At 64.0% G+C, this 22,366-nt stretch carries 22 protein-coding genes; 8 read left to right on the top strand and 14 right to left on the bottom strand.

Annotated features, from left to right (window positions below):
• Nucleotides 1-38 precede the first annotated feature (38 nt).
• Nucleotides 39-275 (top strand): hypothetical protein, encoded by a 237-nt coding sequence (locus tag OEG81_RS16630; protein ID WP_264130391.1) that lies wholly within the window; start codon nt 39-41, stop codon nt 273-275.
• A gap of 6 nt (nt 276-281) precedes the next feature.
• Here the strand turns inward: OEG81_RS16630 and OEG81_RS16635 are convergent, their stop codons facing one another.
• A complete protein-coding gene (locus OEG81_RS16635; protein ID WP_264130392.1) occupies nt 282-1,187 on the bottom strand; it encodes a glycosyltransferase family 2 protein in 906 nt (301 codons plus the stop codon).
• Nucleotides 1,188-1,253: 66 nt separating this feature from the next.
• Nucleotides 1,254-2,603 (bottom strand): sigma-54-dependent transcriptional regulator, encoded by a 1,350-nt coding sequence (locus OEG81_RS16640; protein ID WP_264132628.1) that lies wholly within the window; start codon nt 2,601-2,603, stop codon nt 1,254-1,256.
• Between the two features lie 227 nt (nt 2,604-2,830).
• Between OEG81_RS16640 and OEG81_RS16645 the strand changes: the two genes are divergently transcribed.
• Entirely contained in the window at nt 2,831-3,793 is a 963-nt protein-coding gene (locus tag OEG81_RS16645; protein WP_264130393.1) for a sigma-54 interaction domain-containing protein, read from the top strand.
• On the opposite strand, the gene OEG81_RS16650 is transcribed toward OEG81_RS16645, so the two are convergent.
• The 9 genes from OEG81_RS16650 to OEG81_RS16690 form a co-directional block, all read right to left on the bottom strand.
• Nucleotides 3,723-4,748, bottom strand: a complete 1,026-nt coding sequence (locus OEG81_RS16650) for a UDP-glucuronic acid decarboxylase family protein (protein WP_264130394.1) — start codon at nt 4,746-4,748, stop codon at nt 3,723-3,725. The two genes, OEG81_RS16645 and OEG81_RS16650, sit on opposite strands and share 71 nt — an antisense overlap.
• 75 nt (nt 4,749-4,823) lie before the next feature.
• The gene (locus OEG81_RS16655) at nt 4,824-5,891 is read right to left on the bottom strand and encodes a glycosyltransferase family 9 protein (protein ID WP_264130395.1); all 1,068 of its coding nucleotides are present in this window, start codon (nt 5,889-5,891) and stop codon (nt 4,824-4,826) included.
• Complete coding sequence (locus OEG81_RS16660; RefSeq protein WP_264130396.1) at nt 5,888-6,874, bottom strand: glycosyltransferase family 2 protein; 987 nt, start codon at nt 6,872-6,874, stop codon at nt 5,888-5,890. The genes OEG81_RS16655 and OEG81_RS16660 overlap by 4 nt, the downstream gene beginning before the upstream one ends.
• Entirely contained in the window at nt 6,871-8,604 is a 1,734-nt protein-coding gene (locus tag OEG81_RS16665; RefSeq protein WP_264130397.1) for a carbamoyltransferase, read from the bottom strand. Before OEG81_RS16665 ends, OEG81_RS16660 begins: the two co-directional genes overlap by 4 nt.
• Entirely contained in the window at nt 8,592-9,677 is a 1,086-nt protein-coding gene (locus OEG81_RS16670) for a glycosyltransferase family 9 protein (RefSeq protein WP_264130398.1), read from the bottom strand. The genes OEG81_RS16665 and OEG81_RS16670 overlap by 13 nt, the downstream gene beginning before the upstream one ends.
• Nucleotides 9,674-10,288, bottom strand: a complete 615-nt coding sequence (locus tag OEG81_RS16675; protein ID WP_264130399.1) for a D-glycero-alpha-D-manno-heptose-1,7-bisphosphate 7-phosphatase — start codon at nt 10,286-10,288, stop codon at nt 9,674-9,676. The genes OEG81_RS16670 and OEG81_RS16675 overlap by 4 nt, the downstream gene beginning before the upstream one ends.
• The gene (locus tag OEG81_RS16680) at nt 10,279-11,013 is read right to left on the bottom strand and encodes an SDR family oxidoreductase (protein WP_264130400.1); all 735 of its coding nucleotides are present in this window, start codon (nt 11,011-11,013) and stop codon (nt 10,279-10,281) included. The genes OEG81_RS16675 and OEG81_RS16680 overlap by 10 nt, the downstream gene beginning before the upstream one ends.
• A gap of 45 nt (nt 11,014-11,058) precedes the next feature.
• Nucleotides 11,059-12,342, bottom strand: coding sequence for a glycosyltransferase family 4 protein (locus OEG81_RS16685; protein ID WP_264132630.1), 1,284 nt, complete (start codon nt 12,340-12,342; stop codon nt 11,059-11,061).
• Nucleotides 12,342-12,899, bottom strand: a complete 558-nt coding sequence (locus OEG81_RS16690; RefSeq protein ID WP_317135355.1) for a BON domain-containing protein — start codon at nt 12,897-12,899, stop codon at nt 12,342-12,344. Before OEG81_RS16690 ends, OEG81_RS16685 begins: the two co-directional genes overlap by 1 nt.
• Nucleotides 12,900-13,277: 378 nt before the next feature.
• Here OEG81_RS16690 and OEG81_RS16695 point away from each other — a divergent pair, with 378 nt between their 5' ends.
• The 6 genes from OEG81_RS16695 to OEG81_RS16720 all read left to right on the top strand — a co-directional run bounded on the left by OEG81_RS16695 (nt 13,278) and on the right by OEG81_RS16720 (nt 19,088).
• Entirely contained in the window at nt 13,278-14,735 is a 1,458-nt protein-coding gene (locus OEG81_RS16695; RefSeq protein ID WP_264130401.1) for an RNA polymerase factor sigma-54, read from the top strand.
• Between the two features lie 169 nt (nt 14,736-14,904).
• A complete protein-coding gene (locus OEG81_RS16700) occupies nt 14,905-15,678 on the top strand; it encodes an ABC transporter ATP-binding protein (RefSeq protein WP_264132632.1) in 774 nt (257 codons plus the stop codon).
• Nucleotides 15,679-15,844: 166 nt separating this feature from the next.
• Nucleotides 15,845-16,660, top strand: a complete 816-nt coding sequence (locus OEG81_RS16705; protein ID WP_264130402.1) for a transporter substrate-binding domain-containing protein — start codon at nt 15,845-15,847, stop codon at nt 16,658-16,660.
• A gap of 6 nt (nt 16,661-16,666) precedes the next feature.
• Nucleotides 16,667-17,377, top strand: a complete 711-nt coding sequence (locus OEG81_RS16710) for an ABC transporter permease (protein WP_264130403.1) — start codon at nt 16,667-16,669, stop codon at nt 17,375-17,377.
• Nucleotides 17,378-17,380: 3 nt separating this feature from the next.
• Nucleotides 17,381-18,058, top strand: a complete 678-nt coding sequence (locus OEG81_RS16715; protein ID WP_264130404.1) for an ABC transporter permease — start codon at nt 17,381-17,383, stop codon at nt 18,056-18,058.
• A 34-nt stretch (nt 18,059-18,092) separates the two neighbouring features.
• Nucleotides 18,093-19,088 carry an asparaginase gene (locus OEG81_RS16720; protein ID WP_264130405.1) on the top strand — a complete coding sequence of 332 codons (996 nt, stop codon included), beginning with the start codon at nt 18,093-18,095 and terminating at the stop codon, nt 19,086-19,088.
• On the opposite strand, the gene OEG81_RS16725 is transcribed toward OEG81_RS16720, so the two are convergent.
• The 3 genes from OEG81_RS16725 to OEG81_RS16735 are packed head-to-tail and all read right to left on the bottom strand — an operon-like array spanning nt 19,085 to nt 22,355.
• Entirely contained in the window at nt 19,085-20,035 is a 951-nt protein-coding gene (locus tag OEG81_RS16725) for a pseudouridine synthase (protein ID WP_264132634.1), read from the bottom strand. The two genes, OEG81_RS16720 and OEG81_RS16725, sit on opposite strands and share 4 nt — an antisense overlap.
• 52 nt (nt 20,036-20,087) lie before the next feature.
• Complete coding sequence (tdh, locus tag OEG81_RS16730; RefSeq protein WP_264130406.1) at nt 20,088-21,116, bottom strand: L-threonine 3-dehydrogenase; 1,029 nt, start codon at nt 21,114-21,116, stop codon at nt 20,088-20,090.
• Between the two features lie 39 nt (nt 21,117-21,155).
• A complete protein-coding gene (locus OEG81_RS16735) occupies nt 21,156-22,355 on the bottom strand; it encodes a glycine C-acetyltransferase (RefSeq protein ID WP_264130407.1) in 1,200 nt (399 codons plus the stop codon).
• Nucleotides 22,356-22,366 lie beyond the last annotated feature (11 nt).

Below are 22,366 nucleotides of genomic sequence, written 5' to 3' on the forward strand. Positions count from 1 at the left end.
CGCGCGGCACCGAATCCGCGCTTAACCAGGAGGCCGCCATGCAAGTTTTCAATATCGCACGTTTTCCAACCCTGCCTGCACCCGGGCTATGGGCTCATGTACCCGAGCCGCCGGAGCACGACCCCTCCATACCGCCGGACATTCCCCCTCCGGACGAGCCCGGCAAGGAAGTGGACTTGCCGCCTCGGGAGGATCCCGACGAGATACGCGATCCGGTCAGGCCGCCGCGCGAGGATCCTCCGATGCGGGCACACGAAGAGCCGAGGCTGCACTGACTGGGGTCAGGCCGGATGGCGGCCGGGGCCCTGCGGGGAAAAATCGGCGGCGGCCATATCGAGCAGCCGCTGCATTTTTTCCACGGCGGGCGAAATGACTCTACGGCGCCGCAGCGCCCGGGGCATTCCAAGCAGCACCTGACATAGAACGGGCCAGAGAATGTGCCGGGAATACGCCTGCCGCATGCGCAGCGAGGTTTCCCGGTAAGCCGCGCGCACAGGACGGCGCATCCACGCCACCCAGATCGCATTTCGTATCAATAGGCGCTCCCGCAGGCTCGAATCGCGGATCTTGGACGGAAAATGCCGGGTCACGACGTCGGCCGCATAGATGATGCGCCAGCCCTGTTCCACCATGTCCAGCGCCATCAGGGATTCTTCGCCGCCGATGAAAAGGGGGGGCCAATAGCCGCCCACCTCGAAGAAGGCGCGTGTACGCATGACGCAAGCCCCCGCCATGAAGCCCAGCAGTTGCGGGCCCGGCAGGCTTTCACGGGCCAATGGGCTGTGCTCCATGGTCAGGCAGCCGGGATCGAGCTGGCGCGTGGGCCCTACATGGATGCAGGCACTGAGCACCCCGACGTCGGGTGCCATGTCCAGCATCTCCACGGCCCGCTCCAGCGATCCCGGATCCCACTGGGTATCGTCGTCGCTGAATGCGACGTAGGGCGTATGCGCATAGGCCACGCCGATATTGCGCGCCGCCGCGCCCAGATTCCGCTGGGAGCGTATCAGCATCACCGATGGAAAGCGTTGCGCAACGGCCGCGGCGGTCTCATCGGTCGAACCATTGTCGACGACGATGATGGGCCATTGTCCGGGAAGCTTCTGCAATGATTCGAGCGTGCTCAACAGTTGCACGCGCCTGTTGTATGAAAGGACGACGATCGTCGCCCGGCCTTCAGCCCTCATCGGCTTTCACCTTGCGTCAAGTTCAACGCGCAGCGGGCAGCATATCGCGTGCCAGGCCATCCGCCTTCAGCGGAAATTCGATGACGACTCGTCCACCTCGCCGCTTGCGCCGTACTCCTCCAGGCGGTTGTACAAGGTCTTCAGGCTTATGCCCAGGACCTCCGCAGCCGCCTTCTTGACCCCTCCGCACTGCTTCAGGGTGGCAAGAATCAGTTGCCGGTTCGCGTCCGCCAGCGGCACGCCGACAGGAACCAGAATCTCGAAGCCCCATCCCGCCGAGTGGCCATGCAGCTCGAATGAGTTGAAATCGCCTTTGATGATCTCGTCCGCCAGGATATAGCTGCGATAGACATAATTGCGCAACTCGCGGATGTTGCCGGGCCAGGAATAATCTTTCATGGCCTGCACCGCTTCGGGGGCGAAGGACTTGGCGGTCCGGTTTTCCTCGTTCAGCTTCTGGAGAAAATAATCGGCCAGGAGGATGACGTCGTCCTCGCGGTCGCGCAGCGGCGGCAGCTCCAGCGGAAAAACGCTCAGCCTGTGGTAAAGGTCTTCGCGCAGCGTGCCGTCGGCGACCGCCTGTTCTGGGTTGCGGTTGGTGGCGGCAACGACGCGCACATCCGCAACGATCTCCTCGTGCGTGCCCACCCGCATGAAGCGGCCCGTTTCCAATACGCGCAACAAACGCACCTGCAGATCCATCGACATCTCGGTGATCTCGTCCAGGAACAGCGTGCCGCCGCGCGCCCGCTCGAAAAAGCCCTTGTGCTGGCGATCGGCTCCGGTGAAGCTGCCTTTCTCGTGGCCGAACAGCTCGCTTTCGATGAGATTGGGCGAAATGGCGCCGCAATTGACCGGCAGAAAGGGCTTTTGATGGCGCGGGCTGGCAAGGTGTATGGCTTCGGCGGCCAATTCCTTGCCCGTTCCGCTTTCCCCCACCAGCAGCACCGTGGCCTGGGTGGGCGCAACCTTTTCGATATGCGCGCATAGCAATTGCATGGCGCGCGACCGGCCTATCATCTTGGCGAAGCAGTCTGCGGCCCCCGGCATGGGGTGCTGCTGCAGCATCAGCTTCAGTTCGCTCAGCACACCCTTCAGCCTGCGCAGGCTGAGCGGCTTCAAAAGATAGTCGACCGCGCCGCAGCGCAAGGCCGCAATGGCACTGTCGACGCTGGAATAGCCGGTAATGAACACCACCTGGGTGTCAGGCAAGGCGGCATCCGTCCAGAAGGTCATGCCGTCACCATCGGGCAACTGCATATCCAGCAGAACCACGTCGGGTTTCTGCCGTTCAATTTGTATACGGGCCTGGCGGATGTCGCCCGCCAGGGCCACCGTATAGCCGTCCTCGACGGCCACTTCAGCAATGAGCTCGCCTATGGCCGGCTCATCGTCAACAATCAAAAGATGCGGCATATCAGCTTTAGTCAACAAAGTTTTCCCATGTGCTGTTGCGCGTTGCCCGTGTGTGCGGGCCGCAACCGCCACCTCGTGTTCGCGTTCTCCGCCTTTTCGGCTTGTGCTTTACGATTCTTGACTTAATCGTACGCGGTTTTCACGCAGGTTCCCGTAAACATACATCTCAATTGAAACAAAACCCGAATATTTTTACACGTGAAGATTTTCGTACTAGACTGCTTCGCATGATCAAATCGTCCAAAATACTTGGCCGTTCGCCCGCGGCATTCGCCTTGGCGCGTTCGATCGTCAAAGCGGCTCCCACCGACGCCAGTGTACTTATCATAGGGGAAAGCGGCACCGGAAAGGAAATCGTCGCCAGGGCGGTCCACGACCGCAGCGCCAGGCGCGATGCGCCCTTCGTGGCCCTGAACTGCGGAGCCATTTCGCCCTCGCTGGCCGAAAGCGAATTGTTTGGTCACGAGAAAGGAAGTTTTACCGGCGCGTCGTCCACCACCATGGGCTGTTTCGAGCGCGCCCACCCCGGAACCCTGTTCCTGGACGAAGTCACTGAAATGCCGCTGGCCATGCAGGTACAGCTGTTGCGCGTGCTGGAAACCGGCCAATACCACCGGGTGGGCGGCACAGAACAATTAAGCGTGGACCTGCGCATTATCGCCGCCACCAACCGCGATCCCAAGGAAGCGGCCCTGGCGGGCACCTTCCGCATGGACCTGCTGTACCGGCTGGCCGTATTTCCCATTCGCGTACCCTCGCTGCGCGAACGCCGGTCCGACATCGCCTACCTGGCCCAGCGTTTTCTGGACGAGCTGAATCACCAGGAAAACGCCGCCAAAGTCTTTTCTCCCACGGCCATGGAAGTGCTGGAAGCCCATAACTGGCCCGGCAATATCCGCGAACTGAAGAATGTGATCACGCGCGCCTACATAATGGCCGACCACGAGATCAGCATTGAACCGCTCAATTCCGGCCGCCGTTCCGGTTCGCCGGAACTGAAGCAGGGGTTCCTTAAGATTCCCATCGGCACATCGCTGACGCATGCGCAACACGCCTTGATCATGGCCACTCTGGACCATTATTCCGGCGACAAGCGGCGCACGGCGCTGGCATTGGGCATCAGCCCAAAGACGCTTTATAACCGGCTGGAGCAATTCCGGAAGGCGCCGAATTCGGCCGAACCCGCCTGAGCCTTTCCGCGAAGTATTCCACCGTCCTGCGCAAGCCGGCATCCCTGTCGACGCGGGGCTGCCACCCCAGCAGTGTGCGCGCACGCGTGATGTCGGGGCAACGCTGCAAGGGGTCATCGACCGGCAGGGGCCGGAATTCGAACGATGCGCGGGTGCCCGTCAGCCGGCGCACCGCCTTGGCGATATCCAGCACCGTGGCCTCGTCGGGATTGCCCAGGTTGACCGGACCGTCCAGTTCGTCGCCGCTGCCCATCAGGCGTATCAGCCCCTCCACCAGGTCGTCCACATAGCAAAGCGAGCGCGTCTGGCTGCCATCCCCGTATATGGTCAAGTTGCGGTCCGTAAGCGCCTGCACGATCAGGTTGGACACCAGCCGGCCATCCTGCTGCGACATGTATGGTCCATAGGTATTGAAGATGCGGGCGATCTTCACCTTGACCTGCCTGCACTTGCCATAATCGGCGAACAGGGTTTCGGCGCAGCGTTTTCCTTCGTCATAGCAGGATCTGGGGCCGACCATGTTGACGTTGCCCCTGTACGCCTCGGGCTGCGGATTGACACTGGGGTCGCCGTAAACCTCGCTGGTGGATGCCTGCAGGATACGGGCGCCGCTATGGCGGGCCAGCTCCAGCAAGTTGTAAGCGCCGTCCACGCAGGATCGTAAAGTATGGATGGGATCGGCTTGATAATGCCTGGGCGACGCGGGGCAGGCCAGGTTGTAGATCTGCGTGGGACGCAAGCCGAAGCCTATCGGCTCGATGACATCGTGGCCGATCAGCGTAAAGCGCGGATTGTCCAGCAACTGGGCGACATTTTCCCGGTCGCCCGTCAGGAAGTTGTCCATGCATATCACGGCATGCCCGTCGCGCAGCAGGCGCCGGCACAGGCTGGCGCCGATGAAGCCCGCACCGCCCGCCACCAGCACGCATTCATGGAATCCATCGGCATCGCTCATGGCAGCGGTCCTCCGTCAACAAGGAAAAAGCCGGCGTAGCGGATGGGCGCAAGGAAGCAGCGCTGCCCATGAAGCCTAGCCATGGCGCCTCCCCTTCCGAAGCTGAAGGGCCGCCTTGGCCAGTACCTGCTCGACGCCTATGGCTTTCGCGCAGACATGTCCGATGGGGCATTGCCGGTACGCGCAAGGCCTGCACGGCACACTGTGGTGCAGCACGGCATGCAGGTCCCGGTTCAAGGGCGCCCAGCGGGCAACGTCGCTGCCGGAGGCGATGACCACGCTGGGCGTGGCGAGCGCCGCCGCGATGTGCGATATGCCCGTGTCGTTGCAGATCAGCAGACGCCCCCGTTGCAGCAGGCCGGCAAGCGCGCCCAGCGGGGTCTTGCCGCACAGGTTCACGGCGCGCGGCGACAGTTGCTCCGCCAGGCGTCGAGCCAAAGCCTCTTCCTCGCTGCTGCCCGTAATGACTATCCGCCAGCCTTCCTTCTCCAGCGCGCCGGCCACGGCCGCGAAGCGCTCGATGGGCCAGCGCCTGGATTCCAGCCGCGCCCCGGGATGCACGAAGATGCATCGCGCCGGGTCCAGATCCAGCTGCGCCGCCAGGGCGTCGGCCTGCTTGCGGTCATCGTCGTTCAGCGGAAACTCCAGATCCGCGCTGCCTGGCGGCAGGCCCAGGAAGGACACCAGGGATAGGTAGCGCCGGACCTCGGGCTGGTCGTCCGGCCAGGCCAGCAGGCGCCCTTCCTCTTGCTGCCGCGGTTCGGGCACGAAGCCGGCCCAGTCGCGCGCGGCCATGGCGCTGGCCACGGCGTTGGACTGCGCGCCGCTACCATGCATCTGCAAGACCAGGTCGAAGCGGCGCGAGCGCATGCGGCGGTAGAACCCGGGCAGCTCGGCCGGACGCGCCGACTGCTCCGGAAATGCGTCGTGCCCCGGAAACAGGATGAGTTCGTCCAGATAGTGATGGAAGCGCTCCACCACCGGCCGTGCGCTGTCCAGGCCCACCAGGGCGATCCAGGCGTCCGGCAAGGCCTTGCGCAACGCGCGCAGGGCCGGCACCGAACACAGAAGATCGCCCAGGTTCAGCGCCCGGAACACGGCCACCCGTCGCGGCGCCGGGTGCATGACGGTACCGCCCGTCATGGCAGCGCCCAACCGAAACGCGCCGCGCCCACCGCCCGCCAGAATACCGACAGCGGCGGAATCAGTACGGATGACAGCAGCAACTCGCCGATGTTGCGCAAGGTAAAGGCGCTGAGCCAGAGCCGCCGCAAGAAGAAGCCCAGCGTCATCACCGCCCAGAGCCACAGCGCGACGGCTCCGAAGCCTGGCGCGCCTGCCAGAAAGCCGACAATGGCCAGCAACAGAGCCAGCGTCACGGACAGATAGAACCAGGGCGGGCCGCTGCGTATCCGCTCCCGGTAAAGCACTGGAAACTTCCTGTACAGCAGCACATCGAACATCACCTTTTTCTGCATGCCGATGCTGGCCGCGAAGCGCGCCGGCCGCAAGGGATGGATGACGACGGCGCCGGGTATTGGCGCCACGCTGAATCCCTCTTCGATCAGGGAGAAATGCAGGTCCGAATCTTCGCGCCAGGCCTGCGTGAAACGCTCGTCGAATCCATTCACCGCCTCCAGGGCCTCTCGACGCACAAAACAATTCGCCGTGGCGAATTCGGCCTGGCACAGGCGCGCGGCATCGCGCTGGTAATCGCTGGCGCGAGGGGGCAAGGGCATGACGATTTGCCCTACCGCCGCCTGCACGCCCGAGGCCATGCCTTCCAGGCCGGCCTGCAGCCAGCCCGGTTCCGGCACCGTATCGTCGTCGGTAAACCCGATGATGGGCGCCCTGGCGCTGCGCCATCCCTGATTGCGGGCGCCCGCCGGCCCTTGAGTGCCGCGGATCTCGAGGTAGCGGACGCAGGGGCGGCCATTGCCGCGGCGGTCCGCAAGCAGGGCTACCTCTCTGGCTTGCCGGCTCGGCCCATCGTCGCAAACGATGATTTCGAAGGTATCGTGGGCCAGCGACTGCACCAGCAACGCCGACAGGCAGCGCTGCAACAGGTCGGGCCGCTTGTAGGTCGGCACAACGACCGAGATCAGCAAGCCTTCAGTCCCCATCATGGCTTCTCCACGAGATAGCGGCCTATCACCAGGGCGTCCAGGGGCGAGGTCCAGAACGACTCCAGGGCATCGCGCGGCGAACATACGACCGGCTCGCCCCGCGTGTTGAACGAGGTGTTGACCAGCACCGGCACGCCGGTCTTCTCACCGAAAGCGGTCAGCAGTTCATGCAGCAAAGCGTTCTGGGAGTGAGTGACGGTCTGCACCCGCGCCGTCCCGTCGATATGCCGCACCGCCGGAATCATGTCGGCCTTGTCCTGGAGCACATCGAATACAAACAGCATGAAAGGCGCGTCGATGGCGGACCGGCCTCGCGCATCGAACCATTCGTGCGCGCGCTCGGCCAGGACCACCGGAGCGACGGGCCGGAAATCCTCACGGTCTTTCAGCGCGTTCAGCCGTGACTGCATGGCGCTGTCGCGCGGGGAGGCAAGTATGGAGCGCGCGCCCAGCGCCCGGGGGCCAAATTCCATGCGCCCCTGGAACCACCCGATGATTTTCTCGTCGGCCAGCAGTTCGGCGGCGGCCTCGGCGACCTGGGTCAGGCGTGTATAGCGCAAGCCGGCGTAGTCCAGGAAGGATTCGATCTCTTCATCGCTGTATTCCGGACCCAGGTAGGCGTGATCCATGGTCCATTGCCGCCCGCCTTCACGCTGATGCAGATCGACCCACAAGGCGGCCCCCAGCGAGGTGCCCGCATCGCCGGCGGCCGGCTGCACCCAGATGTCCCGAAATGGGCTTTGCGCCGCCAGCCGGGCGTTCATGACGCAATTGAGCGCCACGCCGCCGGCCATGCACAGCTTGTCCGAACGCGTTACGCCATGCAGCCAGTGCGCCATGGCCAGCACCGTTTCCTCCAGCACGCATTGCAGGGAATGGGCGATATCCATGTGCTTTTGCTCGAACTGCTCGCCACGTCTGCGGGGCGGACCGAAACGGGCGGCCAGGTCCGCGGCCTGCACGGTATATCCGCCCGCTCCGTCTTCGCGAAGAATATCCCTGAAATCGTCCACGTACACCGGCTTGCCATAGGACGCCAGCGCCATGACCTTGTACTCGTCGGATGAATGGAGGAATCCGAGGTAGCGGGTGACGTCCTCGTAGAGCAGCCCCAGCGAATGGGGAAGATTGATCTGCTTGATCCGGTCGTATTTGCCGTCGCGGTAGTGCCCATAGCTGGTCGACGCGCGCTCGCCGCGCCCGTCCATGGTCAGCACCGCCGTTTCGTCATAGGGGCTGGCCAGGAAGGCGCTGGCTTCATGGGTCAGATGATGCTCCACGAACTGCCATTTTTCCATGATGCGTTCCAGGCTCGCTCCTGCAAAGCGCTGGCGCAAATGGTGGGGAACTCCGTCCACCAGTTGCCGGGGTGCATTGATGATGTAGGACAGGAACAGCGGATCCCAGGGCGACCCCTGGCCTTCAGGCCGGCGGGCGGCCGAGTGCTCCAGGGGCAGGGTCAGGATTCCATCGGGCGCCAGCGCCGGTTGCAGCAGGGCCGGATCAAACGAATAGGCGATATGGTCGACGTCGCCCAGGCTGATGCCCGCCACCCGCAGGCAATAGTCGATGGCATGGTAAGGCAGCTGCCATGTGGAAAATGGCACGGGACGCTTGCCATGCTTGATGCGGGTGAAGCGCTCTTCCTCGGCCGCGGCCAGCACCTTGCCGTCCCGCAGCAGCGCCGCCGAACAATCATGGAAGGCTGCGTTGATCCCTAGAGTATGCATGCTTTTTCCTCCAGCAGTTCCCAGGCGGCCCGCGCCACATCCTGGGGGGGCACTCCGTTCAGGCAAGCGTTGTGGCCTTGCGGGCAAACGCTGCGATAACAATATTTGCACGGAACGTCGTGATAGAGCAGCCGATGCGCGACCTGCCAGGGCGTATGCTGCGGATTGGTCAGTGCGTACAGATCCACTACGGGCGTCTGCACCGCGGCGGCGATATGCACCGGACCGGTATTGTTGGAAATCAGCAGATCGGCGCCTTCGATAAGGCAGGCGAACTCCCCAAGGGCAAGGTCGCCGGTCAAGTCCACGAGTTCCAGGCCAGGCTCGCAGCGCGAAGCAATGCGGCTTGCCAGGGCGCATTCCGCCGACGTGCCCGTAAACATGATGGGCCGGCCCAGGTCCTTGAGCAGCGACAAGGCCTGCGAATACCCCTCGGCGCCATAGCGGCGCGATTCCGCGGTGGCCCCGCAATGCGCCACGATGTAGCCCCGGGAACGGCTCACCCCCTTCTTGCGCAAGGCGGCCTCCAGGGCGTCTCGGTCCATCTGGCGCGTGGCGAAAGACAGGCGTGTGTTTTCGCAGCGCGCGCCCACGACGGACACCAGGTCGAGCTGCCTTTGCACTTCATGCCGGATGCCTTCGCCGGGCTCGGTATCGCGCACCCAGGGATTGAGCAGCCGGTAGGGATTCTCGCGCGAATGCGCCAGTATCCGGGGAATGCCGGCAAGATGGCACATCAATGCGGCCGGCAGCGCGCTTTGGCTGTATACGGTGAAAATGACCGCGGCATCGAAGTTGCCGCGCCGCAAGGCCCGGATGACGGCCCGGTCTTGCGCCCGGCCGCTGGAGCCGTTCTTCACCCAGGCAGCCTCGTAGCTCATCGTCTCGTCGACATCAGGCAGGAAGGGAGCCAGAAGCGCGCCCGAGGGCGATGCAAGCAGGGTCAGATGCCTCTCCGAACCGGATTCCTTCAAGGCCCGCAAGGCCGGTGTCGTCATGAGCACGTCGCCCATGTTGTCCAGGCGTATGCATACGATGCGGCGCACTTCGCTCCATGGCGCTTGTCCGCTCATGCTGGCGCTCCTGTTGCATGGGCGGGGCTGCCCCGCCTATCGCCGCCGGCAAGGCAGTGGACAATCCATCGCCCGGCGCCCTCCATGTTTTTTTCCATGCGATCCGGCCAGCGCCAAGGGCCGCCGCGCCATTCCGTTTCGTTGCCGTTGTCGAGCAGTACCGTCCGGCATCCGGCGCGCCGGCCGGCCTCGACGTCGTCCAGGATATCCCCGATGAACCATGACGATGCCAGGTCGATGGACATGGCGCCCGCGGCCGCGTGCAGCAGCCCCGGGGCGGGCTTGCGGCAATCGCAGACCCTGGCATAGTCCGGATGCACGCCGTCGGGATGATGCGGACAGAAATAGAACGCGGCCAGCCGCGCGCCCGCCTCGGCGAACATTTCCTCCAGGCGCTTGTGCACGCCTTGGAGTTCATCGATGGAGAATCTGGCCAGGGCGACGCCCGGCTGATTACTGATGACGACCAGGGGCAGGCCGGTCGTCGCCAGCAGGGCCAGGCCCACCGCCGCGCCGGGCGCAAAACACATGCGTTCGGGCCGTGTGTTGTACGGCACATCGGCCAGCACCGTGCCGTCCTTGTCCAGGAAGATTGCGGGTCTCATGGCCATGAGGTCTCTTTCATGGGCAGCACCATGACCTCTGGAATCACGGTCTCGGGCGGCTGCGTCAAGACGAACTTGACCGCCTTGGCCACGTTCAGGGGATCCTGCAGCAGGCTTGCGTCGATATCGGGAAAACGGTCCAGGAGAAATGGCGTGCGCATGCCGCCCGCAATCACTGCCGAAACCTTGACGCCGGCGGAACGCAGTTCGGCATGCAGGGCATGGGTCAGTCCCATCAGCCCCCATTTGCTGGCGTGATAGACGCTGGCATTGGGCCAGGCGCGCCTTGCGGCCGTCGAGGCAATGTTGACGATATGGCCGCCGGGCGCCAGATGCTCCAGGCAATGCTTGGCCATCAGGAAGGGGCCGGTCAGATTGGTGCGTATGACGCGGTCCCAATCTCCGCTGCCCAGGTTTCCGATGTCGGTGGTGACATCGATTCCGGCGTTGTTGATTACCGCGTCCAGCCGCCCCAATTGCCGGGCGGCGTCGGCCAGGACACGCCGCACCTGTTCCTCATCGCCCACGTCCAGCGCAAAAGCGCTTGCGGTGCCGCCGTCCGCTGCCATGCGCTCAGCCACTTGCCGCGCTGCCGCTTCGTTCACATCCGCCGCGGCGATATGCGCACCGGCCGAGGCCAGGCATTCACAGATCGCCGCGCCCAATCCGCGCCCCGCTCCGGTGACAAGGACGACACGCCCTTTCAACGTATCGTATTCATACGCATCCATGTTTCTTCCTTCTATCGTGATCGGCGGCACGCCCGCCGGCGTGCTTTATGCCCTCAATGCCTGCCCTTCCGGCACTTCCCTTGCCGGAATCGGCACGCCGGCATGTCCGGCCAGTTCCTCGAAGGTTCGTGCCAGCTGCATGCCCACGCTGTCCCAGGTGAACAGCTTCCGTGCCCGGCGCAGGCCCGCGGCTCCCATGCGGGCCGCCAGCGCCGGATCGCGTGCAAGCACATCCAGCTTGGCCGCCAATTGGGCCGGTTCGCGGGGCGGGACCAGAAAGCCGGTTTCGCCATCGACCACCGTATAGCGTATGCCGCCGGTATCCGCTCCCACGACGGGCCGCGAGCATGCCATCGCTTCGACCGGTGTAATCCCGAACGGCTCGTACCAGGGCGTCGTCACGAAGACGTCGGCGGCGCAGTAGTATCGGCGTAGCTGGTGCCGCGCCTTGCGGCCGGTGAAGTCCACGAAGTCCAGCACGCCTTCGTCCCGGGCTATGTCCCTCAAGCGGACCAGCTCCGGCGTGGCCGCATCCATGGGATCTCCCGTCTCGCCGCCCACGATGCAAAGGCGCGCGTCCACTGTTCCGTTTCTGCGCAAACGCGCCAATGCGCGGATCACGTTGTCCACGCCCTTGCGCGGCACCATGCGCCCCAGTTGCAGCAAGTAGAAGGCGTCGGGATCCCACCCCAGGGCGGCGCGCACCGCGGCCCTGTCCATGGGCCACATTTCGTGATCGTCGAATCCGCAAGGGATCATGCTGATGCGGGACGGATCGGCATGGTACAGATCGATCAGATCCTTTTTATCTTGCGGGCATTCGGCGATGATGCGGTCGGCCCGGCGGACAATGTCGTCCTCGATGTCGAAGCGCGCATCCGGGAACATATCGGCCTGCGCCTGATGCTGGCGCCGCACCCGGCCCAAAGCGTGGAAGGTGACGGCCAGAGGTATGCCTGCGCGCCGAGCCACGGGCAACGCCGCCATGGCCGACATGAAGAAGTTGGCATGTATCAGGTCATAGCCTTCGCTGCGGGCGAAATATCGATCCATGTAGGCGCTGAAATCGCCCATGTAGGGCAGCAGCGCCTCCTTGGGCAGCGACCGCGCGGGCCCCGCCGGAACATGCACAATGCGCAGTTTTTCATCCCACTCCATTTCCGCGGGCAAGTAGGGGTTGTCCAGGCGCGTGAACACGTCCACCTGCATGCCCATCGCCGCAAGGCGGCGCGCCACTTGCGCCACATACACGTTCTGCCCGCCGCTATCGACGCCGCCGGCCTGTGCAATGGGAGAGGCATGCTCGCTGACTATCGCTATTTTTCGCATCATGGTTCTCCAATGGACACGTCGCCCTTGCCGCTGCCTGCGCGTTGAACCCGCATCCGGTTATCGACGTCCTGCACGCCCAGGCAATCGTCCGCAAGGTTCTCGATGGCGTGCTTCAGCCTTCTGTCCTCGACGGTGCCTTCCAGCGTCACCTGGCCCTGGGACACCGTGACCGACACCTCGCTCACATCCAGGCCGCTATGGCTGAGCCGTTCGCATATGTCCTCGCGCAGGCGCTCGTCCGAGCGCGTGTATCCCTTGGGCAATATCCGGCGCCCCCGCTGGGATCCCTGCTCGAAGCCGCCATATCCATATCCTCCGTAGCCGCCTCTTTCGGGATATGAGCCGAGCTGCTGCCGCTGCAGGCGCGTGTCCTCGTTGGTGAAACCGCCATAGCTGCTCTGCCCCGGATCCGCGCTGCGGCTGTGTATGGGCTCGCCTCTTCGCGCGGCATGCGCTCCGGCATAGCCGTGGCCCGCCTCGAAGTCCGGCTCGCCATCGCGCCTGTCAGTCCGGCCACCCGTGTGCGCGCGCCGTCCTCCCTGATTCTTGCCCATAGCGTCTCCTTGCATTTACGTTGGCAGCCGCGGCGAAGGCCGGGCCGTCTCAGCCGCCTCTTAGCAAACAATGTGCCGACATACCGGAAGTGCAAGCCGGGCTGGGCCTTGGCGACGGTCCGCGAGGCACTTCTTACAAACGCCGGTAAATTAGGATGGGACGGCGCAATTCCGCAGGCCCCCAATGGCGCCCAAGCGGCGCCAAACGGGTGGAAACAACCGCGCCGCGCATAAGAGAATCCTGAAGCGTTCCAAGGCGCCCGCCTCTTTCGGAAACATCCCGAAACCCCCACAGCATTGGATTACACACTCTGGCATGGATGTTGCTTGAACATCCATTGCACTCGATACGCATAACCTTAGACAGGGAGACACGAAGTGGCCCAGATTTCCTATGAATTGCAGACCCGCCAGCAAACCACGCTTACGCCCCGGCTGCAGCAGTCCGTAAAACTTCTTCAGATGTCCACCCTTGATTTCAGCCGCGAAGTGGCCGAAGCGATTGCCAACAATCCGTTCCTGGAAGAACAGGACGATCAGCCGCCGGCCGACGCGATGCCCGCCCGCCCCGAGGCCGAGCCGGAAGCGCCGCCTTCGCCGCAGGCCTCCGTGGACGGAGGCGGTGAACCGGACATCATGCCGGCCACCCAGCACATCGAGGCCGAAGCGCCCTCCGGATATTCCGGCGACTACCCCGCCAGCCGGAACGCCGACCAGCCCGCCACGGATGTGGGCCAGTGGGCGCGCAGCGAGACCTCCTTGAAAGAGAGCCTGCTGGCCGACGCCTCCGCCTATAAGCTGAGCGAACGCGATTACGAGCTGGTGCAATACATCATCGAAGCCCTCGATGACGACGGCTACCTTCGGATTCCTTTTTCGGATCTGGCCGATGCCACGCAGTTTTCTTCCGTTCCGCAGGAGCAGGAATGGGAAGTCGCGCTGCGTCTGGTGCAGCAACTCGGACCCCCCGGCCTGGGCGCGCGCGACCTGGCCGAATGCCTGAGGCTGCAATTGGATGCGCGGCCGCCGTCCACCGCCGGCCGCGCGCTGGCCTTGCGTATCGTGAATGAACAGCTCGACAGGCTGGGCCGCTGCGACTACCCGGGCCTGTCGCGGGCCCTGGACTGCACGTCCGAAGACTTGCAGCAGGCATGCGCCCTGATACGTTCGCTGGATCCGCGGCCGGGAGGGCGGTATAGCGCCGTCGACCCGTCCTGCTACATTGTGCCGGACGTTATCGTGCGCAAGGTGGGCAAGTCGTGGGTCGCCGTCGCCAACGACAGCGCCATCCCCCAGGCCCGCCTGAACACGGTCTATGCGCAGGTGTTCAAGGAAACCCGCTATAACGGCCGCTCGCTGATGGCACAGGCACTGCAGGAAGCGCGCTGGCTGATGCGCAGTCTGGAGCAGCGGAGCACGACCATACAACGCGTCGCGCAAGCCATCGTGGCGCGTCAGCAGACCTTTTTCGACTATGGCGAGATCGCGTTGCGGCCGCTCATGCTCAGCGAGATCGCCGACGAACTCGGCTTGCATGAATCCACCGTCTCCCGCGCAACCAGCAACAAATACCTGGCCTCGCCGCGCGGCATCTATGAGTTCAAGCATTTTTTCTCGCGCGAGCTGGCAACCCGCTCGGGGGGCACCTGCTCCGCCGTGGCGGTACGGGCTCTGATCCAGGAAATGATCGCCGAGGAGAACCCGCAGGCGCCGCTGTCCGACGTCATGCTCGCCAGCAAGCTGGCGCGGGAAGGCGTGGTCGTGGCCCGGCGGACCGTTTCCAAATACCGGGCCCAGATCAAATATCCGCCCGCCGAATTGCGGCGCGCGCTCTAGCCTTGTCCCGCCTGATGCGCCGGGGCACCCCGGGCGGGCGCCGGCGGCGGGGACGCGCAGAGGCGCCATGAAACCGTCACGCGACAGGGTAAAATGAACGCTTTTGCGCCGACGCAAGAGCCATGCCGATCCCGCCCGTCCCAATGCCCGCCGCGATGCGTTTTACTCCATGACCGCAAGCGATTACGCCGTCAGGGTGGAAGACATCCATAAATCCTTTGGCTCGAACGAGGTTCTGCGCGGAATCTCGTTCTCGGCTCGCCAGGGCCATGTGCTTTCCATTATCGGGGCGTCGGGCTCCGGGAAAAGCACCCTTTTGCGCTGCATCAACCATCTGGTGGTGCCCGACCAGGGCCTGGTCCATATCGGCAACGAGACCTTGCGCAGCCACAAGCGCAAGGACGGCGTGGCGGTCAGCAGCGACCCCCGCCAACTGGAACGCGTGCGCGCACGCCTGGGCATGGTTTTCCAGAATTTCAATCTGTGGTCGCATCGCAACGTGCTGCAAAACATCATCGAGGGGCCGGTGCATGTGCAAGGCGTCTCCAGACATGAGGCCAGCGACCATGCATTGCAGCTGCTGGCCAAAGTCGGCCTGGCTGAAAAGAAAGACGCCTACCCCGCGGAGCTTTCGGGCGGGCAACAACAGCGCGTCGCCATTGCACGCGCGCTGGCCATGAATCCCGACGTCTTGCTGTTCGATGAGCCCACTTCGGCGCTGGATCCCGAAATGGTGGGCGAGGTCTTGCGCGTCATCCGGCAATTGGCCGACGAAGGCCGCAGCATGCTGCTGGTCACGCACGAAATGAAGTTCGCCCGCGAGGTCTCCGACCGGACCCTGTTCATGCATAACGGCCGGATAGAAGAAGAAGGCGCACCCGAAACCCTGTTCGGCCATCCCGAATCCGAGCGCCTGCGCCAGTTCCTGCGTCCCGCTCATTAAGCCCCGGCGGAGTGCCGGCAACCCCGCCGCGCCCAGGCGGGCCCCCCCGACACTTTGGTAAGATCTTGGTTCCGGGACGACACCGTCCATTGCGATCGCCCCTGCCATGGCAGACGAACCACAACAATTGCCGGCCGCTCGAGCGGCCTCATCTAGGAAGACTCAAGTGATCACACCCATTATCAAGAAAGCCGCGCTGTGCGCCGGCCTGGCGTTGCTGGGGCTGAACATCGCCTCGGCCGACACCCTCAAGATCGGCACCGAAGGCGGCTATCCGCCCTGGAGCATGGTCGATGCCGCCGGCAAAGTCAGCGGATTCGACGCCGACGTGGGCAATGCGCTTTGCAAGGAGCTGAATGCGGACTGCCGCTTTGTCGTGCAAGCCTTCGACAGCCTGATTCCATCCCTGGACGCCAACCGCTTCGACCTGATCATCTCGGGCATGTCGGTCACGCCCGAGCGCAGCAAGCGCATTTCGTTCAGCATTCCCTATGCGGTCGAAGACGCGATTTTCGTGTTGCCCAAGGACAGCGCCCTGGTTTCGGCAGCCAGCGCCGATGCCATATTCCAGGGCCTGGCCGGCAAGACGGTCGGCGTGCAGGGCGGCACGACCCATGGCGACTACCTGCGCAAATCGGCACCCGGCCTGAAGGTCAAGAATTACGACACCCTGGATCAGATGCAGATCGATCTGGATGCCGGACGCCTGGACGCGACCTTCGCCGACCTGACCTCGCAATCCAAGTTTCTGAAAAAAGTCGGCGACAAGCACTTCGCCCTGTCCAAGCTGGTCATCAAAGGCTCGTCCGCCCCGGAAGTACTGGGCTATGGCATCGGCGTGGGCATCAACAAAGAAAAAACCGAGCTCAAGCAGAAAGTCGACGCCGCGTTGTGCAAGCTGATCGACGACGGCACCATCAAGGCCTCCAGCGAAAAATGGTTCGATATCGACATTTCGAACTACGAGGTCTGCAAGAAGTAAACGTCCATGCTCGAGACGATACAGTCGGTGCTGCGCGAAGGATGGGGCTGGACCCTGCTGCGCGGCACCGCCATGACCCTGCTCATATCGATACTCGGCATGGCCCTGGGTGTGGCCATAGGCATCGCGGGCGCCAGCGTCAAGACCGCCGGGGCCCGCTGGTCCAGCCTGCTGGTCAGCGGCTACACCACCGTGGTTCGCAGCATCCCCGAACTGCTCATCATCTACCTGCTGTTCTTCGGCTCGGTCCAGGCGGCCGCCGACCTGGCCGACGCGCTGGACTGGCAAGAGGCCATGACGAACTGGTTTCCCGCCCTGGTCGGCATACTGGCCATCGGGCTCATTGCCGGTTCCTATAGCGTAGAGGTGTTTCGGGGCGCTTTGAAGGCCATCCCTCCCGGGCAGATCGAAGCGGCCAAGGCCATCGGCATGGCGCCGTGGCAGCGCCTGCTGCGCATCGTCATCCCGCAGATGTTCTGGTACGCCCTGCCGGGCGCCAACAACGTCTGGCAAACGGCGCTCAAGGACACGGCGCTCATCTCGCTGGTGGGCCTGGTGGAGATCATGCGCGCCGCCGTGCTGGGCGCCGCCGCGACGCGCGAGCCGCTGGCGCTCTACCTGATGGCCGGCGCCCTGTACTTTGTCGTCGGCGTGGGCAGCCAGGGCGTGTTCGTACTGGCCGAACGCCATTTCGGCCGCGGCATGAAAGGGCATTGATCCATGATAGACGCCGCCCTCTTCCAGCACACCGTCGTCAATCTGTTCCAGGGCTTCGGCCTTAGCGTCTATATCGGCCTGACGTCCATCTTCCTGGCCTCGCTCATCGGCCTGGGCCTGGCGCTGATGCGCATATCGCCCAATGCGCTGGCATCGCGCTTTTCATTTGTCTACAGCACCTGCTTTCGCGGCACGCCGCTGCTGGTTCAGCTGTTCATCCTCTACTATGGCATAGGCACCCTGTCCTTCGTGCGCGAGAGTCCGGCCCTGTGGTGGCTGTTCAGCGATGGCGGACGCTGCGCGGTGCTGGCCATCGCCCTGAACAGCGGCGCCTATGTCAGCGAAGTGCTGCGGGGCGGGTTCCAGTCCGTGCCCAGGGGGCAGATCGAAGCGGCCAAGGCCTGCGGCATGTCCGCCACGCTGCGCTTTCGCCGCGTGGTCTTTCCGCTGGCCATCCGCCAGGCCCTGCCGGCCTACAGCAACGAGATCGTGCTGGTCATCAAGGGCACCAGCCTGGCTTCCACCATCGCCGTCATGGAACTGACCGGGCACGCCAAGCGCCTGATGAACCAGAACTACGCCATCATCGAAACCTTCATCCTGGCGGGCATGCTGTACCTGATGATCAATTTTTTCCTGCTGGCCTGCGTGCACCTGCTCGAACGCCGGCTTAAACATTGACTTCCGCCCCAGGGCGGCGGCCACGGAGCTTTCCATGAAGCGCGCACCACTGCCTTGCATCGTCTTGCTGGGAACCGGCGGCACCATCGCCTCGACGGCGGGAGCCGCCACGGCCCTGACCGATTACACGGTGACCGAAGGCATCGAAACCCTTTTGACTGCCGTGCCCGAGATCACGACGCTGGCCGACATCCGGTGTGAGCAGGTCTTCAATGTGGACAGCCGCGGCATCACGAACAGAATGCTGCTGAAACTGGCGGCGCGTGTCGGCACGCTGCTGGCCGACCCGGCCGTCGACGGCATCGTGATCACCCATGGCACGGACACCCTGGAAGAGACCGCCTACTTCCTGAACCTGACGACAAAAAGCAGCAAGCCCGTCGTGCTGACGGGCGCCATGAGGCCCGGCTCGGCACTGAGCGCCGACGGCCCGCTCAACCTGTACAACGCCATTCTCCTGGCCTCCAGGGCCGAAGCCCAGGGTCGGGGCGTGATGGTCGCGTTGAACGATCGCGTCCATGCGGCGCGTTTCGTTACCAAGACCGACACCACGCAGGTCGAGACCTTTCAATCGCCGGGCCGAGGCAGCCTTGGGCAGATCGTCAATGGCCGCCTGCATCTGAATCAACACATCGAAAAACGGCACACCCTGGGCACGGAATTCAATCTGGCCGGCATACGCAAGCTGCCCTCGGTGGACATCATTTACGATCACCAGGACGCCGGCCCGCATCTGTACGATGCCTCGATTGCCGCGGGAGTCCAGGGCATCGTGGTGGCGGCCTGCGGCAATGGCAGCTTGTCGCCGCAGGCCCAGAAAGGCCTGAAACGGGCCGTCAAGCAGGGCATCGCCTGCGTGCGCAGCAGCCGCAGCGGGTCCGGCATCGTCACGCCCAGCCAGGACGACGGCCGACGGGGCCTGGTGTCGGGCGACTCGCTGAATCCGCAGAAGGCGCGGATACTCCTGATGCTGGCCTTGACGCTAAGCCATGACCGGAGCGTGATTCAATCCTGCTTCGATCGCTGCTAGCATCCCGTAGCCGGGCATCGGAGCCCGTCATGGCGGGAAGGCAAGCCATTCGCGCCGGGCGACGCCTGGCTCCGGCCTCCGAGCCGGCGCAGGCTTTCGAAACGGCGCTTGCGGCCGCAGACGGGATCGGTGAATTCAATGGACCGGGCAAGCAGTTGCAGGGGCCGGCTGAAATCGTCGGACTCCGCATACGCCTTCAGCTCCGGATAGAAGTTGTCGTTGCATATCGGCATGCCCAGGCCGCTCATATGGACACGCAATTGATGCTTGCGCCCGGTATGCGGCCGTAAGCGGAACAGGCCCAGGCCGCCGCTTTCCTCCACCAGCTCGATATGTGTTTCGCTGTTGGGCTCGCCATCCACCTCCTGCATGGTGAAATGGCCCGGCCTGGGCTGGATCAGGCTGCGGCGCAGCAGGGGCAGGACCACGTCGCCACTCGGCGGCGCCAGGGCCTCGTACTCCTTGCGCACTTCACGGCTCTGGAACAAGGCCTGATAGGCGCCCCGGCTTTCCGGATCGGCGCAGAACAGCAGGACGCCGGCCGTATCCCTATCCAGCCGATGTATCGGACTGAGCAAGGGCATGTCCAGCGCAAGGCGCAGCCGCGTCAGGGCGGTTTCGCGCAGATAGCGGCCGCCCGGCGTGCTGGCCAGGAAATGCGGCTTGTCCACCGCCACCAGATATCTATCGCGGTACAGCACGGGCAGGTCGAAAGGCACGTCGGCCTCTTGCGGAACTTCGCGGTAATACCAAAGCCAGCGCAACCCGGTGTAGGGGCTGTCGGGAGACTGGGGCACGCCCGCTTCATCGACGATTTCGCCGCGTTCCAGCCGGCCTTGCAGGACGATGGGCGGCACATGCCTGAAACGTTCGACCAGGAAATCCAGCAGCGTCGTCCAGGGCCCCTTGGGCAGGTAGACCCGGCTGGGCGCGACACCGCCACGCATGGGCAGCGGCGCGTTGCGCGCGAAATCGATACGCCGGCCCTTCTTCAAGGCGCTATGCCGCCCAGTCCAGGATGACCTTGCCGCTCTGCCCGGACAGCATGGCATCGAAGCCCCGGCGATAGTCGTCGGCGGAATAGCGGTGGGTGATGATGGGCGACAGGTCCAGCCCGCTTTGCAGCATGGCGACCATCTTGTACCAGGTCTCGAACATTTCGCGCCCGTAGATGCCCTTGATCTCCAGGCCCTTGAAGATGATCTTGTTCCAGTCGATGCCGAAGCCGCTGGGCAATATGCCCAGCATGGCGATCTTGCCGCCATGGTTCATTTCTTCCAGCATGGATTCGAACGCGCTGGGAACGCCCGACATCTCCAGTCCCACGTCGAATCCCTCGGCCATGCCCAGTTCGGCCATGACCTCATGCAGGGACTCCCGGCTGACGTTCACCGTCCGGCTTGCGCCCATGCGGGCGGCCAGTTCCAGGCGGTAGTCGTTCACATCGGTGATGACGACATTGCGCGCCCCCACATGCCGGGCGATGGCCGCGGCCATGGCGCCTATCGGGCCCGCGCCGGTGATCAGCACGTCTTCGCCCACCAGGTTGAAGGCCAGCGCGGTATGGGTGGCATTGCCGAAGGGATCGAAGATCGCCGCCAGCTCGTCCGGAACGTCGTCGGGTATCTTGAATGCGTTGAAGGCGGGCAAAGCCAGGTATTCGGCGAAAGCGCCCGGCCGATCGACTCCCACGCCCGAGGTATTGCGGCACAGGTGGCGCCGGCCCGCCCGGCAGTTGCGGCAATAGCCGCAGGTGATGTGTCCTTCGCCCGAAACCCGGTCGCCGATCTTGAAGCCGCTGACTTCCTGGCCGATTTCCACGATCTCGCCCACGTATTCATGGCCGACGTGCATGGGGACCGGTATCGTCTTGCTTGCCCAGTCATCCCATTTCCAGATATGGATGTCCGTGCCGCAGATGGCGGTCTTCCTGATTTTTATCAGGATGTCGTTATGGCCGACGGCCGGGCGCGGCACGTCCGTCAAGGTCAGGCCGGGCGCGGCGTCGAGTTTCGCGAGGGCTCGCATGATGATGCTCCGGTAAGGCGTGGTGTATGTACGAATGCGTCAGATGACGCCCAGCTTGCGGCCGGCGCGCTCGAAAGCGGCAACGGCCCGCGAGATCTGCTCGGGCGTATGGGCCGCGCTCATCTGGGTGCGGATGCGCGCGCGGCCCATGGGCACGACCGGATACGAAAAGCCGATTACGTAGACACCTTCGCGCAACAGTTCATCGGCCATCTTCCCGGCCAACTGCGCATCGCCGAACATCACGGGAATGATGGGATGCCCGCCCGGCACCAGGTCGAAACCCAGGCTCTGCATCGCCTGCCGGAACAGCTGACCATTTTCGTGCACGCGCCTGCGCAAGGCCAGGCCTTCGTCGCTTTCCAGCAGTTCCAGCACCCGCAAGGACGCCGACACGATGGCCGGCGCCAGGGTATTGGAGAAAAGATAGGGCCGCGAGCGCTGCCGCAACAGTTCGACGACGGATTCGTGCGCGGCCACATAACCGCCCGAGGCCCCGCCCATGGCCTTGCCCAGCGTGCCGGTGATGATGTGGACGCGTCCTTCGACGCCGCAATACTCCGGCGTGCCCCGGCCGTTCTCGCCGATGAAGCCGACGGCGTGGGAGTCGTCCACCATGACCATGGCATTGAACTCGTCGGCCAGGTCGCAGATGGATTTCAGATCGGCAATGATGCCGTCCATGGAAAACACGCCATCGGTGGCGATCAGCTTGTAGCGTGCGCCGGCCGCATCCGCGGCCTGCAACTGAGCCCGCAGGTCGGCCATGTCGTTGTTGGCATAGCGATAGCGCCGGGCCTTGCACAGCCGTATCCCATCGATGATGCTGGCATGGTTCAGCGCATCGCTGATCACCGCGTCGTTTTCGTCGAGCAGCACTTCGAACAGGCCGCCGTTGGCATCGAAGCAGCTGGAATACAAGATGGCATCGCCCATTTTCAGGAAGCGCGCCAGCGCCTGCTCCAATTGCTTGTGGCCGGCTTGCGTTCCGCATATGAACCGCACGGACGCCAGCCCGAAACCCGCCGTTTCAAGGCCCTGCCTGGCCGCTTCGACAAGGCGCCTGTCGTTGGCCAGGCCCAGGTAATTGTTGGCGCAGAAATTCAACACATAATCGCCGCCGGCCAGGTGTATCTGTGCAGCTTGCGGGCCGTCCAGGACGCGCTCGGCCTTGTAGAACCCATCGGCGCGCAATTGCCGTATCTGGCCTTGAACATGATCTAGAAAGGAGTTCCGCATAAAAACAATCC

Origin of the sequence: Pollutimonas sp. M17 (assembly GCF_025836975.1) — a bacterium.
Classification (GTDB): domain Bacteria; phylum Pseudomonadota; class Gammaproteobacteria; order Burkholderiales; family Burkholderiaceae_B.